11 protein-coding genes and 1 pseudogene are annotated in these 15,325 nt (G+C 39.4%); all 12 read left to right on the top strand.

Features of this window, described 5'->3' with window-relative positions; all coding sequences use genetic code 11:
- A pseudogene (locus FFS26_RS22785) lies at window positions 1-201 on the top strand (hypothetical protein); the annotation flags it as partial.
- Window positions 202-484: 283 nt separating this feature from the next.
- Entirely contained in the window at window positions 485-901 is a 417-nt protein-coding gene (locus FFS26_RS10305; protein WP_062669451.1) for an RrF2 family transcriptional regulator, read from the top strand.
- An 83-nt stretch (window positions 902-984) separates the two neighbouring features.
- Window positions 985-1,698: a phosphoadenylyl-sulfate reductase gene (locus FFS26_RS10300; protein ID WP_110011756.1), complete on the top strand. Its 714-nt coding sequence runs from the start codon at window positions 985-987 to the stop codon at window positions 1,696-1,698.
- A gap of 13 nt (window positions 1,699-1,711) precedes the next feature.
- Window positions 1,712-2,620 carry a sulfate adenylyltransferase subunit CysD gene (cysD, locus tag FFS26_RS10295; RefSeq protein ID WP_110011770.1) on the top strand — a complete coding sequence of 303 codons (909 nt, stop codon included), beginning with the start codon at window positions 1,712-1,714 and terminating at the stop codon, window positions 2,618-2,620.
- Between the two features lie 100 nt (window positions 2,621-2,720).
- Window positions 2,721-3,959, top strand: coding sequence for a sulfate adenylyltransferase subunit 1 (locus FFS26_RS10290; RefSeq protein WP_137904983.1), 1,239 nt, complete (start codon window positions 2,721-2,723; stop codon window positions 3,957-3,959).
- 6 nt (window positions 3,960-3,965) lie between these two features.
- Window positions 3,966-4,796, top strand: coding sequence for a serine O-acetyltransferase EpsC (epsC, locus tag FFS26_RS10285; protein ID WP_137904982.1), 831 nt, complete (start codon window positions 3,966-3,968; stop codon window positions 4,794-4,796).
- A 25-nt stretch (window positions 4,797-4,821) separates the two neighbouring features.
- The gene (gene cysK, locus FFS26_RS10280) at window positions 4,822-5,733 is read left to right on the top strand and encodes a cysteine synthase A (RefSeq protein WP_137904981.1); all 912 of its coding nucleotides are present in this window, start codon (window positions 4,822-4,824) and stop codon (window positions 5,731-5,733) included.
- Between the two features lie 23 nt (window positions 5,734-5,756).
- Window positions 5,757-6,602, top strand: a complete 846-nt coding sequence (cobA, locus tag FFS26_RS10275) for a uroporphyrinogen-III C-methyltransferase (protein ID WP_137904980.1) — start codon at window positions 5,757-5,759, stop codon at window positions 6,600-6,602.
- Window positions 6,592-8,304, top strand: a complete 1,713-nt coding sequence (locus FFS26_RS10270; RefSeq protein WP_137904979.1) for a sulfite reductase flavoprotein subunit alpha — start codon at window positions 6,592-6,594, stop codon at window positions 8,302-8,304. Before cobA ends, FFS26_RS10270 begins: the two co-directional genes overlap by 11 nt.
- 34 nt (window positions 8,305-8,338) lie before the next feature.
- Window positions 8,339-10,015 (top strand): assimilatory sulfite reductase (NADPH) hemoprotein subunit, encoded by a 1,677-nt coding sequence (cysI, locus tag FFS26_RS10265; protein WP_137904978.1) that lies wholly within the window; start codon window positions 8,339-8,341, stop codon window positions 10,013-10,015.
- A gap of 384 nt (window positions 10,016-10,399) precedes the next feature.
- Window positions 10,400-13,276 (top strand): TonB-dependent receptor, encoded by a 2,877-nt coding sequence (locus FFS26_RS10260; protein WP_137904977.1) that lies wholly within the window; start codon window positions 10,400-10,402, stop codon window positions 13,274-13,276.
- Between the two features lie 5 nt (window positions 13,277-13,281).
- Window positions 13,282-14,799 carry a TSUP family transporter gene (locus FFS26_RS10255; RefSeq protein ID WP_110011764.1) on the top strand — a complete coding sequence of 506 codons (1,518 nt, stop codon included), beginning with the start codon at window positions 13,282-13,284 and terminating at the stop codon, window positions 14,797-14,799.
- Window positions 14,800-15,325: the final 526 nt, after the last annotated feature.

The raw sequence follows: 15,325 nt of genomic DNA, 5'->3' as shown, positions 1-15,325 counted from the left end.
GAAGGCAGTACCCAAAAGCAAAAAAATAATTATTCAAAGACCGATCTTAAAAGATATGTATGGGTCATTGCCCGCTTGGGAGGATGGAAAGGATACGAAAGCAACAGGCATCCAGGTATTACAACCCTGTGGATTGGACTCAAATGTTTTAAAGATATAGCCAAAGCTTACAAAATCTTTAAAGATCTGTCCACACGATAGTCCACCGGAGGGGTGTCAAAAATTCAGAGAATTTTTGACGGGGTGGTTAGCTTTTCCTACAGATTTCACGGATTTACACAGATGTTTGTGTATTATAAAAATCTTCGATTTTTAAACTTAAGTGAACTTCTCAGCAGTTTATCTGCACTTAAAATCAACTTAAGTGTTTTTATCTTTTGTGGCTTTTGACTTCGTCGAATCTTCGATTTGTGGTTAAAATACAAAGTTTTCAGCTATAAAAACATTTCATTTATCAGATAATTTATCATAACTTGCAGGAATTATGATGTCGAAACGTTGCAAATATGCGCTTAAAGCAATGGTCAGATTAGCAAGGAATTATAACCAGGGCTTTCTGCCAACTTCCGTTATTGCACAGGACGAAAACATTCCCAAAAAATTTCTGGAACAAATCCTTCTAGAACTAAAAAGAGCCAAACTGGTCAACAGCAAGCAGGGTAAAGTAGGAGGGTATTATCTTTTAAAATCACCCGATGAGGTCTCATTAGCAGACATTTACAGAATCTTTGACGGTCCTATTGCTCTTACACCATGTGTTTCCTTAAATTTTTACGAAGCATGTGATGATTGTGTAGACGAAGCAGTATGCTATCTGAGGAAAGAACTTATGATCGTTCGTGAAAAGACCAGAAAAAGCATGATGGAAGCTACCTTAACCAAGTTCATCAATAAAGAATAAAATTTTTTTTATTTAAATTCTACTATTTTGATAGGAGTTATAGAATTTTATATATATTTGCAAGACTTAAATCTCAATTCAAAATGGAAAACAGTCTGAAAAATGAATTCGAAAATCTTGTGAAAGAGGCTGATGAAGCTTCTTTTCAAACTAATGCACTGCAAATACTGACTGAAAGATTCCCGGGTAAAGTGATCTTTTCAACCAGTTTCAGTTACGAGGATCAGGTCATCACTCATCTGACTAAAGATTTAAATATTGAAATTTTCACCCTGGATACGGGAAGACTTTTTGAACAGACTTATGAAACCTGGACTTCCACCAAGGCTTTCTTTAAAAAGAACATCAAAGCCTATTATCCGGATACGGAAGAGCTCAGAGAATTTGTAACAGAAAACGGCCCTGATTCATTCTATCAATCCGTAGAAAAAAGGAAAGCATGCTGTACAATCCGAAAGGTTCATCCTTTAAGAAAAGCACTGGAAGGCTATAAGGTATGGATTACAGGACTGAGATCCGAACATTCTCCCAACAGACAGAATATGCCTCAGCTGGAGTGGGATCCTGATAATAAAATCATCAAATTTCATCCCATCCTTCACTGGACGACAGAACAGGTGACAACGTATGTAAAAGATCATCATCTACCTTACAATCACCTTCATAAAAAAGGATTTGTGAGCATAGGATGCGAGCCCTGTACCAGAGCGATCAAAGAAGGAGAAGATTTCAGAGCAGGCCGCTGGTGGTGGGAAGATGCCAACAAAAAAGAATGCGGTCTGCATATTCATCAATAAAAAAAAGAAAAAAATGTCGATACATCAGTTAAACTATTTAGATCAGTTAGAAGCCGAATCTATTTATATATTAAGAGAAGTCGCAGGCCAGTTTGAACGTCCGGCGTTGTTATTCAGTGGAGGAAAAGACAGTATCGTACTGGCGCATCTGGCAAGAAAAGCATTCTTCCACGGAAAAATTCCGTTTTCATTTGTTCATGTAGATACAGGCCACAACTTTCAGGAGGTTTTGGATTTCCGTGATCAGCTGGTGGAACAGCTAGATGTGAATCTGGTCGTCAGGAAAGTGGAAGACACGATAAAAAGTAAAAAACTGACTGAGGCTAAAGGTAAATTCCCGAGCAGAAACTGGCTGCAAACCTACACTCTTCTTGATACTATTGAAGAATTTGAATTCGATGCCTGCATAGGAGGAGCCAGAAGAGATGAGGAAAAAGCCCGCGCCAAAGAAAGAATCTTCTCTGTTCGTGATGAATTCGGGCAGTGGGATCCTAAACTTCAGCGTCCTGAGCTGTGGAATATCTTCAACGGAAGAATCCACAAAGGAGAAAATGTAAGAGTTTTCCCAATCAGCAACTGGACAGAGCTTGACATCTGGAATTATATCCGAAGAGAGAAAATTGCACTGCCTTCCATCTATTTCTCGCATGAAAGAGAAGTAATCGACTTTAACGGACAATGGCTGGCCAATTCTTCCCATGTGGTTTTAGAACCGGAAGACGTCATTACTACTAAGAAAATCCGTTACCGCACCGTAGGAGATATGACCTGTACTGCAGCTGTGGAATCTAATGCTGTTACGATAGATGCCGTTATCGAAGAAATTGTAGCTACAAGAATCTCAGAGCGTGGCGAAACCAGAATTGATGACAGGGTAACAGAAGCCGCTATGGAGGACAGAAAAAAAGGAGGCTACTTTTAGATAAGCAATCAGCAATGAATAATAAGATAACACCTTTACTTCTTAAAACAACAAAATATTACTCATTGCCTATTACTCATTACTTATAATTAAAATTCGGATGGATATATTAAGATTTATAACAGCAGGAAGCGTGGATGACGGTAAAAGTACCCTTATCGGCAGACTGCTTTACGATAGCAAAAGCATTTTACAGGACCAGTTGGAAGTCCTTGAAAAACATTCTAAAAACAAAAATGAAGACGGAGTAGACCTTGCTCTTTTAACAGATGGTCTGCGTGCAGAAAGAGAACAGGGAATCACCATTGATGTTGCCTACCGCTATTTTTCAACGGCAAAAAGAAAATTTATCATCGCTGATGCTCCCGGTCATGTACAATATACCCGGAATATGATCACCGGAGCATCCAACTCAGATCTGATGGTTATTCTGATTGATGCACGAAAAGGCGTGATTGAACAAACCAGAAGGCATTCCATCATCGCCTCTTTATTACAATTAAAGAAAGTAGCTGTAGCCATTAATAAAATGGATATGGTAGATTATTCGGCAGAAGTTTTTGAAAATATAAAATCAGAATATGCAAAAATTGCAGAAAATCTTGGACTGAATGATGTAAGTTATTTCCCGATCTCTGCATTAAAAGGAGATAATATTGTTTCAAAATCTTCCAGAACAGACTGGTATGAAGGAAATTCTTTACTGGAATATCTTGAAGAAGTAACGATCAATGAAGAAAAAAATAACGGAAGCCGTTTTCAGGTTCAGTATGTGATTCGTCCTCAAACCGAAGAACTACATGATTACAGAGGATATGCCGGACAAATATTAAGCGGAAAGTTCACCAAAGGAGATAAAATTCACATTCTTCCGGCGGACCTGACCACTGAAATCACTAAAATTGAGATCAATGGCATTGAAAAAGAGGAAGCCTTTGAAGGCCAGCCAGCCGTTATCCATTTGGCTCATGATGTAGATATCAGCAGAGGAGATATTTTTGCTACAGAAGAACATGTTCCCACCGTTGAAAAAGATCTTGAAATCCTTTTATGCTGGCTTGATCAGAAACCGCTGCAGCCAGGAAATAAATACCTTTTGCAGCAGAACAGCAGACTGATAAAAGCTGTGGTAAAAGAGGTAGATTACAAGATCAATGTGAATACTCTTATAAGGGAACAGGCCGATGGAGAGATTAAACTGAATGAAATTGTAAAAATTACCCTGCGAACGGCACAGCCTTTGGTCTATGACAGCTTTACCAATAATAAAACAACGGGCTCTGCCATTCTGGTGGATGAAACGTCCAATTCAACGATAGCAGCCTGCATAATTCAATAGAAAAAAATGGCAATTTCCTATCAACTCATAGAAAGAATTCACCAGACCAAACACAATAGTATTCATGGATTCTTTGATAAAATAAAGACAAAAAAATGGGTCAAGGATTTGTATGAAACACTCTTCCTTCCTCAGGATGACAATACTGAAGATCAGCTGAAAAGAAATTTTGAAGCGCTCCAGAAAACACTTTCAGACCTTATCAATACGGTAACAGGAGATAAAATTATTACCGAAAAACAGGTTAATCGTTTTTTTGAAGCTTTACCACAACTCTATGATCAGCTGGTACTGGATGCAAAATCCATTCTGGAATTTGATCCTGCCGCTGACTCACTGGAAGAAGTATACCTGGCATATCCCGGCTTTTTTGCCACGTATGTCTATCGTATCTCGCATCAGCTCTGGAGTCAGGAAGTGAAAATTTTACCAAGGGTCATCTCAGAATATGCCCACAGTAAAACGGGAATTGATATTCATCCGGGAGCCACCATCGGAAAGTCTTTTTTCATTGATCACGGAACAGGAATTGTGATCGGAGAAACAACGATTATCGGAAATAATGTCAAAATCTATCAGGGAGTAACCCTCGGAGCCTTGAATGTCTCCAAAGAAAAAGCCCATCAGAAAAGACATCCCAATATTGAAGATGATGTGATTATCTATTCGGGAGCTACTATTCTGGGAGGCGAAACTACCATAGGCAGGGAAAGCATTATCGGCGGAAATGTATGGGTTACACAGGATGTTCCTGCCAATTCTCTGGTCTACCACAAAAGCGAAATAAAAATAAAGGATAATTCTTCATTGCCGGAATCATTAACCTTTGTGATCTAAAAAACAAAATAAAAAGTACATTGATATGAAATTTCAGAATGCATTAGAAACGATTGGGAATACACCCGTCGTGAAAATCAACAAACTCTTCGGTTCAGATCATGAAGTCTGGATCAAACTTGAAAAAAACAATCCGGGGGGAAGCATTAAAGACAGAATCGGACTGGCGATGATTGAAGATGCAGAAGCCAAAGGATTATTAAATAAAGACAGCGTCATTATAGAACCTACAAGCGGAAACACTGGTATAGGACTCGCTTTGGTAGCCGCCGTAAAAGGATACAAACTTATTCTTGTCATGCCGGAAAGCATGAGTATAGAACGCCGTAAAATCATGGAAGCGTACGGAGCAGAATTTGTGCTTACCCCAAGAGAAAAGGGAATGAAAGGGGCTATTGAAAAAGCCAATGAGCTTGCTGAAGAAACACCCAATTCATGGATTCCGAGACAGTTTGACAATCCTGCCAATGTAAAAGTACATGTAGAAACCACCGCTCAGGAAATTTTAAAAGACTTTCCGGACGGCCTTGATTATATCATTACCGGAGTAGGAACCGGAGGACATATCACCGGAATAGCAAAAGTGGTTAAAGAAAAATTTCCTAACGTAAAAGTAATTGCTGTAGAACCGGAATTATCTCCTGTATTAAGTGGAGGAAACCCGGCACCACACCCGTTACAGGGATTAGGAGCAGGCTTTGTACCTTCTATCCTGGATATTACTCTTTTAGACGGAGTGATTACAGTAGGCAAAGAAGAAGCTTATGAATATGCTCTTAATGCAGCTAAAAAAGAAGGTCTTTTTGTAGGAGTTTCCACAGGGGCCGCTTTAGCAGCCATCGCCAAACATTTACCGGAAATACTGCCTAACGCTAAAATCCTGACGATTAATTACGATACCGGAGAGAGATATCTGTCGGTAGAAGGACTTTTCTAATTCCTTAATTAACAACTACTTCAATGAAAACAAATATAAAATCACCAAAGGTCTTCCTTATCGGTGCAGGGCCCGGCAACCCTGAACTAATCACTGTAAAAGCGGTAAAAGCAATCGCAGAAGCAGACGTTGTTTTATGCGACCGTCTTGTAAGTCCTGAAATTCTGGAAACCTACGTTAATGAAAACACAGAAATCATTTATGTAGGCAAAGAATGCAGCAAAAATGCTTCCACCCCTCAGTCTCATATCAATACTTTGATGGTGGAATATGCCCGTCAGAATAAAACGATTGTAAGACTCAAAGGAGGGGATGTTTGCATATTCTCGAATATTCTTGATGAGTTACAGGCTTTAAAAGAAAATCATATTCCTTACGAAATCATTCCGGGAATTACAGCGGCTTTAGGAGCAGCAGCCTTTGCAGGGATGCCTTTAACGGCAAGAGGACATTCTACATCTGTCCGTTTTCTGACGTATTATAAATCGGAAATCGTGACGGAAGAGTATTGGCAAGAGCTTGCTCTCACCAATGATACCCTTGTTTTCTATATGTCTAAAGGAAACCTTACTCCTCTTGTGGAAAAGCTGAAAGCACTTCAGATTTCAGGTGATAAAAAAATTGCAGTCATTGAACAGGCTACGACTCCTTTCCAGAAGGTGTATACGTCATCATTTGATGATTTTAACGAAAAATTCGGAGACAAAAACTTTGCTTCCCCTTCATTGGTGGTAGTGGGCAAAATTGTAAACCTCCATGAAGAATTTTCATGGCTTGAAAATGCCGAGCAGGAAGGTCTTTATTTCAAATCAGTGGAAAACGGAACTCTAATCCCTACAACTCAAAATTTCTTTGAATATGCTGTCTGAATCTAAATTAAATGTATTAAAACAAATCTCCGGAGACCTCTCCAGAGACGAAGCCATCTGGGCAAGCGGATATCTTGCGGGTATTGCCGGAGGGTCCTCAATTACAGCCGTTCTGCCACCACTGGAAACGAATACCACTACACAGAATGCTGTAAAGAAAATAACGCTGGCTTACGGCACAGAAACCGGAAACAGTAAGAAACTGGCTACGGCACTGGCCGGTATAGTGAAGAAAAAAGGGCTTCAGGTAAAGCTGGCTGACCTTTCCCAATACAAGCCTAAAGATCTTGCAAAAGAGGAATTCTTTTTTGTCGTCATCAGCACTCAGGGAGAAGGTGAACCGCCTGCTCTTGCTAAAAAATTCTACGATTATATTCATGAAAATGAAATTGATCTCAGCGGACTTAAATACGGAGTTCTGGCATTGGGAGACAGCAGTTATCCTCTGTTCTGCCAAACCGGAGAAGATGTGGATTCACGCTTTGAAATATTAGGTGCCCAGCGTATTATTCCATTGAAAAAGTGTGACATTGATTACGAACAGGAAGCTTCCCATTGGATAGAGCATGTATTTGAAACAGTCAATAAAAATGCGGTGCAGAGTACAAAAAATATTTCAGCGCCAAAAGTTTCCGCCGGAAGAAAAAGATATCAGGGGAAAGTGTCTGCCATTATCAATCTGAACGATATTACCTCAGAAAAAGAAACCTATCATATTGAAATTGAAACCGAAGAAGCGCTTAGTTACCGCCCCGGTGCAGCTTTGGGAGTGATCCCTTTCAATTCAAAAGAGGTTGTAGATGAGATTATTACACTCACAGGAATTAATCCTAAAAAACAGGTTGAAACAGCAAAAGTTACAGACACTGTGGAAGAACTCCTGCACAAGCATCTTAACATCAGCTATTTACTTAAATCTGTAGTGGCTCAATATGCAAAAATAACAGGACATTCCATTCCGGAAGTCAGATTAAGTCTTCTTGATCTTCTTAGAATTTATCCTGTAAAAAATGCAGACGAATTTGAAGAAATCTTACAGATATTAACCGCTCAGGCACCACGTCTGTATTCCATTTCTTCCTCTGTGGAAGCGCATGGTGATACGGAAATTCATATTACGGTTGCTAAATCAGAATTTTTTATTGACCATCAGAAACATAATGGGTTATGCAGTGGATTTCTGAGTGAATTCAAAGAAGGGGAAGCGGTGGAATTTTTTATTCAGGAAGCAGGTCATTTCAAATTACCGGAAGCGGATAAAGATATCATCATGATTGGTCCGGGAACAGGGATTGCGCCTTTCAGGTCATTCCTTTGGGAACGTGATGCCACAGGAGCAGAAGGAAGAAACTGGCTGTTTTTCGGGGACAGGAACTTTGTATCCGATTTCCTTTACCAGGCAGAGTTGCAGGATTTTCTCAAAACAGGCAGTCTGACGCATTTAGACCTCGCTTTTTCAAGAGATACAGCTGAAAAAGTATATGTTCAGCACAGGTTGGAACAAAAAGCCCAGGAAGTATTTTACTGGCTGGAAGGCGGAGCATCGGTGTATGTATGCGGTGCTAAAGAACCAATGGCCTACGATGTAGAACAAACGCTTCTCACCATTATCCAGACTGAAGGAAAACGCAGCAAAGATGATGCTGTAACCTATCTGGAAGAAATGGAACTGAGCGGCAGATATGCTAAAGATGTGTATTAAAAAGAAATACCCGTAAAAATTAAAGGAAACGATTATGAACAACAATAAAGAGAACCTTTCACCGGTAGAAAAAATTAAAACCGGCAGTAACGGACTCAGAGGAACTTTAAAGGAAAGTCTTGCAGATAACTTCACCGGAGCCATCAGAGAAGATGACCAGACTGTGATCAAATTTCACGGAATGTACCAGCAGGACGACAGAGACAGAAGGGAAGAGCGTGTCTCCAAAAAACTGGAATGGCTGTATTCTTATATGATCAGATTAAGACTTCCCGGCGGTTTTTTAACTCCGGAGCAATGGGTAGGATTGAATGAAACGGCTGAAGATCATTCTACGGGAACGATAAAAGTGACTACCAGACAAACCATTCAGCTGCATGGTATTTTAAAATCTCATTTAAGACCTACCATCCAGAGCTTCAATCTGCAGCATCTGGATTCAATTGCCGCTTGTGGAGATGTCAACAGAAACGTAACCTGTACAGCCAATCCTTCGGAATCCCCTTTACAGCAGGAAGCCTACGAACTGGCAGGTAAAATCAGTGAAATGTGTCTTCCGAAAACCAAAGCTTATTATGATATCTGGATTGATGATGAACTTCTGGTAGACCGTAAAGCAGAGGAAGATCCTTTGTATCAGGACAAATATCTTCCTAGAAAACTGAAAATAGGAATAGCCGTTCCTCCCAATAACGATGTGGATGTATTCATCAATGATATTGCCTTAATTGCGATTATCGAAAATAATAAAATCGTGGGTTACAATATTGCTGCCGGAGGGGGATTAGGTGCCACTCACGGAAATGAAGCCACGTATGCCCGTCTTGCTTCTATCCTTGGATTTGTTGATACCGAAGAAAAAGTATTGAAAGCCGTCTACGAAATTATCACGGTACAAAGAGATTTCGGTAACAGGAGCGACCGGAAATTATCAAGATTAAAATACACCATTGATAAATTAGGTATCGATCAGTACAGAGCTGAAGTAGAAAAGAGAGCAGGCTTCAGTTTTGAGCCGGCCCGTGAATTTAAGTTTACACAAAGAAAAGACCGCTACGGCTGGATACAGAATCATGAAGAAAAGTGGTTTTACACCGTATTTGTAGAGCATGGAAGAATCCTTAATACAGCAGAATATCCTTTAAAATCAGGGTTACTAAAAATTGCGCAGACAGGAAAAGCCAATTTCCGTTTTACCTGCAACCAGAACCTTATCCTTGCTGATATTGATGAAAAAGACAAAGCTGAAATTGAACATATTTTAAAAGAATATGGTATTTCAGATTCTACCAATGGGGCCAGTGCCTTGCGTAAAAACTCTGTCGCCTGTGTCGCTTTGAATACGTGTTCACTGGCTCTGGCTGAAGCCCAGCGTTATCTGCCTTCACTGGTCACCAAAATAGAACCAATTCTTGAAAAATACGGCCTGCTGGAAGAAGATATCACGATCCGTATGACCGGTTGTCCTAACGGCTGCGGAAGATCTCCGAATGCTGAAATCGGATTTGTGGGGACCGCGTATGGAAAATACAATCTTCACATTGGAGGAGACCGCCTGGGAATGCGGCTGAATACAAAATTTAAAGAAAATATTGGTGAAGAAGAAATTCTGACCACTCTGGATGAACTTTTCGGGATTTATGTACAGAAAAGACTTGCAGAGGAAACATTTGGTGATTTTTCATACCGTTACTTACATACCTTAAATTAATTATATGGCTGATTTTCATTATGATCTGAAAAAAAACAAAAAAACTCAACCTCTTCATTTAAGCGGACGAATGTGTATGTGTTGTTGATTCTCAAATAACAATACAAACAAGCTGTTTGAAGTTTTTCGATTCAAAACCGCAAAAGTCACAAAAGTTTTAAACCTTTAAGCTTTTTAAGAGCCAAACTATGTGCATAATAAGTACACCTAAGTTTTGTAAAATCTTTGATTTTCATCCAATGTGAACTTTTCTACAGTGTCATTTTAAACTTACATAATTGAACTAAAGTGTTTTAAAATGAAAACTTTTGTGCCTTTTGTGGTAAAAATAATCAATGTAAAATTTCAGGCAGCTTCATTCTCAACCTAAAAAATGAAGCAAAAATGAAAAACAAAAAACAGGGAAATTTTCTACCAAAAGCAGGTGTTATTGCATTTACATTTCTATTTTTTAACCTGGCAGAAGCTCAGCAGCAGCTTATAGAGCTTAGCGGAAGCATCAAAAACACAGGAACAAGCAAAGGTCTTGACTCCGTAAAAGTACAGATCGAAAACACGCAGGATGCCGCATTAACGGATCAGGCAGGTAATTTTAAAATAAGAACAAGAGTTACCATTCCATTCCGGGTGGTTGTTCAGAAAGATGGTTTTAGCAGTCAAACTGTTGAAATCCTTTCGCCTTCCAACAAAATAACGATAGGCTTAAACCCTCAGAATACCATTATTGATGATGTGGTAATTTCTGCCTCCAGAGTTCCGGAAAAAATATTAAGATCACCGATTGCCATTGAAAAAATTGATATTAAAACGATCAGAGAAAGTCCGGCAGCTTCATTTTATGAAACACTGGAAAATGTAAAAGGGCTTCAGCTTTTAACATCAAGCCTTACGTTGAAAATTCCTAATTCAAGAGGTTTTAATTCGCCCAATAATTTCCGTTTTATGCAGCTGGTAGATGGAGTAGATGTACAGTCGGCAACCTTGGGAGTGCCGCTGGGAAATGCGATAGGACCTACAGAACTGGATATTCAATCTATGGAAGTAACTCCGGGAGCGGCTTCTGCATTGTACGGAATGAATGCCATCAACGGACTGGCAAGTTTACAGACCAAAGATCCGTTTACCTCGGAAGGAATAAGTGTTTATTTCCGTGGCGGAGTAAATCATGTAGACAATGTGAACCATAAAATAAGTTCTCTGGGAGAAAGTGCTGTCCGCTTTGCGAAAGTGATCAATAAAAACTTTGCCGTGAAAGTCAATGCCTCTTATTTCAGTGGAACAGACTGGATATCGAATAATCTGACAGATCAGAATCCGGGATCATTGGTTACAGCCAATCCTAATTTTGCTTTGGCCAACAATCCGGCTGGAGATCTTTGGAATAAATACGGTGACGAAAGAAACAACCGTGTAGCTGTAAAAGTAGATTACAACGGAAAACCAACCACATTCAACGTTTCGAGAACCGGATATCTGGAAAAAGACCTGGTAAGCCCTGACGTGAAAAATATCAAGTTTGATGCAGGTTTATATTATCGTTTCGGAGATCAGTGGAGAACATCTTATGTGTATCGCTACGGCTTGCTGGACGGAACTTTCCAGAGAGGTAATAAAATCCGTCTGCAGGATGCTACGGTTCAGAATCATAAAGTAGAACTCACAGGAAGAGAATTAACCTTCAGAGCTTATGTATCGATAGAAAATACAGGAAATTCCTATAATCTCAAACCTTTGGCAGATAATCTTGATCTGACTAATCTTTCCAATGCCAACTGGAAAAATATATTCCAGACTGCGCTTCAGAACAGCCTGAATGCCGGAACTAATCTTAACGAAGCATTTATTCTCGCCCGTCAGGAAGCTGATAAAAACAGGGCTGTACCGGGAACCGTAGCTTTTGAACAGCTAAAAAATACCATTATCGGAATTAATAACTGGGATTCGGCCAATGCAGGAGTAGCAGGAGCTCCGGCAACAGGAGGGGCAAAACTGGAACAGAAATCCCGCTTTTATCAGGGAGAACTGACCTATGATTTCAGCAGGTTTGTGAAGATATTCAGCCTTCTGGCTGGTGTAGATTACCGACTGTACAGCATTACTCCGGATGGAAATAACTTTGTTGATTTTAACCGTCCCGTGAATGAAAGAAACATTCCTTTAGCGAATGGTACTTTCGGGAAAGATGTTATCTATCAGAAATATGGGGCTTTTGCACAGATTACCAGGCTTTTCTTCGATGATAAAGTAAAAATTAATGCCGCTTTACGGATCGACAGAAACCCGGAATTTGAAGCCAAACTAAATCCAAGAATAAGTGTAGTGTATTCCCCTGTAAAACAGCATAATTTCAGGGCCTCTTTTCAAAACGGCTATCGTTTTCCATCTTTATTTGAAGCCCTTTCATTCGTGAATAACGGAAATGTAAGAAGAGTAGGCGGACTTTCAAAAGTGAATGATGGATTAGGCTATCTGGAAAACTCTTATACGCTGGCATCCATCGATAAATTTACCTCAGCAGTAAACGCTGATGTTGACGCAGGAAAAACCCAGGATCAGGCAGCTCAGGATAACAAACAGCTTTTAACGGTAGCCAATCTGCAGAAGTTACAGCCGGAGAAAATCAATTCGTTTGAAGTAGGGTATAAGTCTACTTTTTTCAATAATAAACTGGTGCTGGACTGGGATTTTTATTACAATATCTACGAAGGATTCCTTGGTCAGGTAGAAGTGGCTGTTCCTAAAAACAGCCAGGTAGGAAGCAATACCTCTGTTCTTGCCATGCTAGACAGAAGTAAACAGGACCGATACAGGGTTTATACCAACAGCTACAGTACCTACAAAAGCTACGGAACATCTTTAGGAATCCGATATAATATCACAGGAAATTATAATATCAACACCAATGTTTCCTATAATGATCTGGCTTCCAATAATAACTCAGACCTGTTTATTACAGCTTTCAACACTCCGAAGTGGATGGTGAATATAAGCGTGGGAAACAGAGAGATTGTTAAAAATATAGGATTTACTCTTGTGGCCAGATGGCAGAGCGGTTTTATGTGGGAAAGCCCTTTAGCATCCGGAGAAATTCCCGCTTATTACACCATTGATGCACAGGCAACATGGAAGCTTCCTGAAATCCGTGCAAATATTAAAATAGGTGCTACCAATCTGCTGAACCGCCGTTACTTCCAGTATGCAGCAGGTCCGGAAATCGGAGGACTGTATTATCTCGCTTTTACGTATGACTTAAAACTGTAATCAGGATGAGCAATTCTTTATATCCCATATTTTTAAAACTTGAAAACCTGTCGCTGCTGATCATTGGCGGCGGCAAGGTTGCCCTTGAAAAACTGGAATCTGTTCTGGGTAATTCTCCGGAAACTTCCATCAAACTGGTAGCCAAAGAAATCATTCCGGAGGTTAGAACTTTACAAAACCAGTTTTCCAATATAACACTTCATGAGAGAGCATATCATGACCACGATTTTAACGATACTGATCTGGCCATTATTGCGGTAAATGATGTTGAACTGGCCGGGGAAATCAGAGAAAAAGCCCAGCAAAAAAGTGTACTGGTCAATATTGCGGATAAACCTGATCTTTGTGATTTTTATTTAGGATCCATTGTTAAAAAGGGAAGTCTTAAAATAGCTATTTCCACCAACGGAAAATCTCCAACCATCGCTAAAAGATTAAGAGAAACCTTTACCGAAGTGATTCCTGACGAAATGGATCATGTATTGGACAATATGCAGTATATCCGTAATCAACTGACAGGCGATTTCGATTATAAAGTAAAAGAACTTAATAAGATTACAACAGAATATCTGTCCGAAGGAAAAGCTGCTGCAAAACCGGATATGGAAATTCAAAAGCTGATCAGTATCACCAAAACAGCCCAGAGAAAAGCCAATATTTATCTGGGCATCATAGGAGTTTTGCTTCTTTTCGGCCTGTTTGGACTTGTGGTGTATCAGTTCAATCTTTCCGGAGATATTCAGTATTTTCTGAATAAAGATGGTCATATTTTTTACTGGATGCTGTTTGCGGGCTTTATGGCAGAAATTGTCGCCGGATCTATGGGAATGGGCTATGGAGTGATATGTACTACGATTCTTTTATTACTGAATGTTCCACCGCCGGTTGTAAGTGCCAGCATCCACTCTGCGGAATCTTTTACCACAGCAGCCGGGAGTTTCAGTCATTATAAACTGGGAAATGTGAATAAAAAAATGGTCTGGGTGCTGTTTCCATTGGCTATTGTGGGCTCTGTTATCGGTGCTTTAACACTGTCTCATTATGGTGAACATTACGCTTACATCGTAAAACCAATTATTGCCTGCTACACGCTCTATCTTGGAATTAATATCTTAAACAATGCATTTAAAGATAAAAAAACCGGACAAGCGAAAGCCAAACGCAGAACCAATCTCAGAATATTAGGATTGGCAGGCGGCTTCATAGATTCTTTTGTCGGCGGAGGCTGGGGACCTTTGGTAACTGGAACGCTGATCAAAGAGGGAAGGATTCCCCGATATGTAGTGGGAAGTTCTACTGTTGCCAAGTTTTTACTAACCATTACCAGTGCCATTACCTTTATTTTTACCATAGGTATCCACCACTGGAATATTGTTCTGGGACTTTTATTGGGTGGTGTTTTTACCGCTCCGTTTTCTGCGATGCTTACGGCAAAACTTCCAACAAAGAAAATGTTTGTGGTGGTAGGAATGGTGGTTATTGCCATGAGCCTTATTACGATTATAAAATCAATCTTCTCATAAGAACAAATATACATCAGAAAGTATTAAACGCAGAGATTTTAATGTTTACTTTATTTTGAGGCATCAGGGGGAAAATTAATGATGCACCTTATGGGCACTACCATTACTCATTTTAGTAGAAATCTGAACCATTAAAACTTTGCGTTTTTTATAGCACTTATTATTTTACAGATTGCTGTTCTTTTTTAATTTGTTCAATTCCCTGTATGTAGGTAGTTACATTAAATTCCGGGAATCTTTAAGGCGAGCTTTAACTATAAAAACAGAGTAACTGAATCTAAGGAAGTTGTAACATAATCTCTGAACAATGTAAAAAAACAGATAATAATTAGGCTGAGAAAACAAAAATACAGCATTGAATCATTTTTAACCACAAAAGGCACAAAAGTTTTTAATACTTCAATTTTTTCAGAGCCAAACATTGTGCGTAATAAGTACACCAAAGTTTTGTGAAAATCAAAGATTTTCATCTTATGTGAACTTTACTGCGATATCATTTTACCTAAATAAACTTAAGTGTATTAAA

Source organism: Chryseobacterium sp. 2VB, from assembly GCF_005503635.1.
Classification (GTDB): domain Bacteria; phylum Bacteroidota; class Bacteroidia; order Flavobacteriales; family Weeksellaceae; genus Chryseobacterium; species Chryseobacterium cupriresistens.
This window is presented reverse-complemented; position numbering and strand designations above follow the sequence as displayed.

Excerpts from the sequence above, each read along its gene's own strand:
- FFS26_RS10305 (WP_062669451.1), top strand. The coding sequence starts at position 485 with ATGATGTCGAAACGTTGCAAATATGCGCTTAAAGCAATGGTCAGATTA.
- FFS26_RS10300 (WP_110011756.1), top strand. The coding sequence starts at position 985 with ATGGAAAACAGTCTGAAAAATGAATTCGAAAATCTTGTGAAAGAGGCT.
- cysD (WP_110011770.1), top strand. The coding sequence starts at position 1,712 with ATGTCGATACATCAGTTAAACTATTTAGATCAGTTAGAAGCCGAATCT.
- FFS26_RS10290 (WP_137904983.1), top strand. The coding sequence starts at position 2,721 with ATGGATATATTAAGATTTATAACAGCAGGAAGCGTGGATGACGGTAAA.
- epsC (WP_137904982.1), top strand. The coding sequence starts at position 3,966 with ATGGCAATTTCCTATCAACTCATAGAAAGAATTCACCAGACCAAACAC.
- cysK (WP_137904981.1), top strand. The coding sequence starts at position 4,822 with ATGAAATTTCAGAATGCATTAGAAACGATTGGGAATACACCCGTCGTG.
- cobA (WP_137904980.1), top strand. The coding sequence starts at position 5,757 with ATGAAAACAAATATAAAATCACCAAAGGTCTTCCTTATCGGTGCAGGG.
- FFS26_RS10270 (WP_137904979.1), top strand. The coding sequence starts at position 6,592 with ATGCTGTCTGAATCTAAATTAAATGTATTAAAACAAATCTCCGGAGAC.
- cysI (WP_137904978.1), top strand. The coding sequence starts at position 8,339 with ATGAACAACAATAAAGAGAACCTTTCACCGGTAGAAAAAATTAAAACC.
- FFS26_RS10260 (WP_137904977.1), top strand. The coding sequence starts at position 10,400 with ATGAAAAACAAAAAACAGGGAAATTTTCTACCAAAAGCAGGTGTTATT.
- FFS26_RS10255 (WP_110011764.1), top strand. The coding sequence starts at position 13,282 with ATGAGCAATTCTTTATATCCCATATTTTTAAAACTTGAAAACCTGTCG.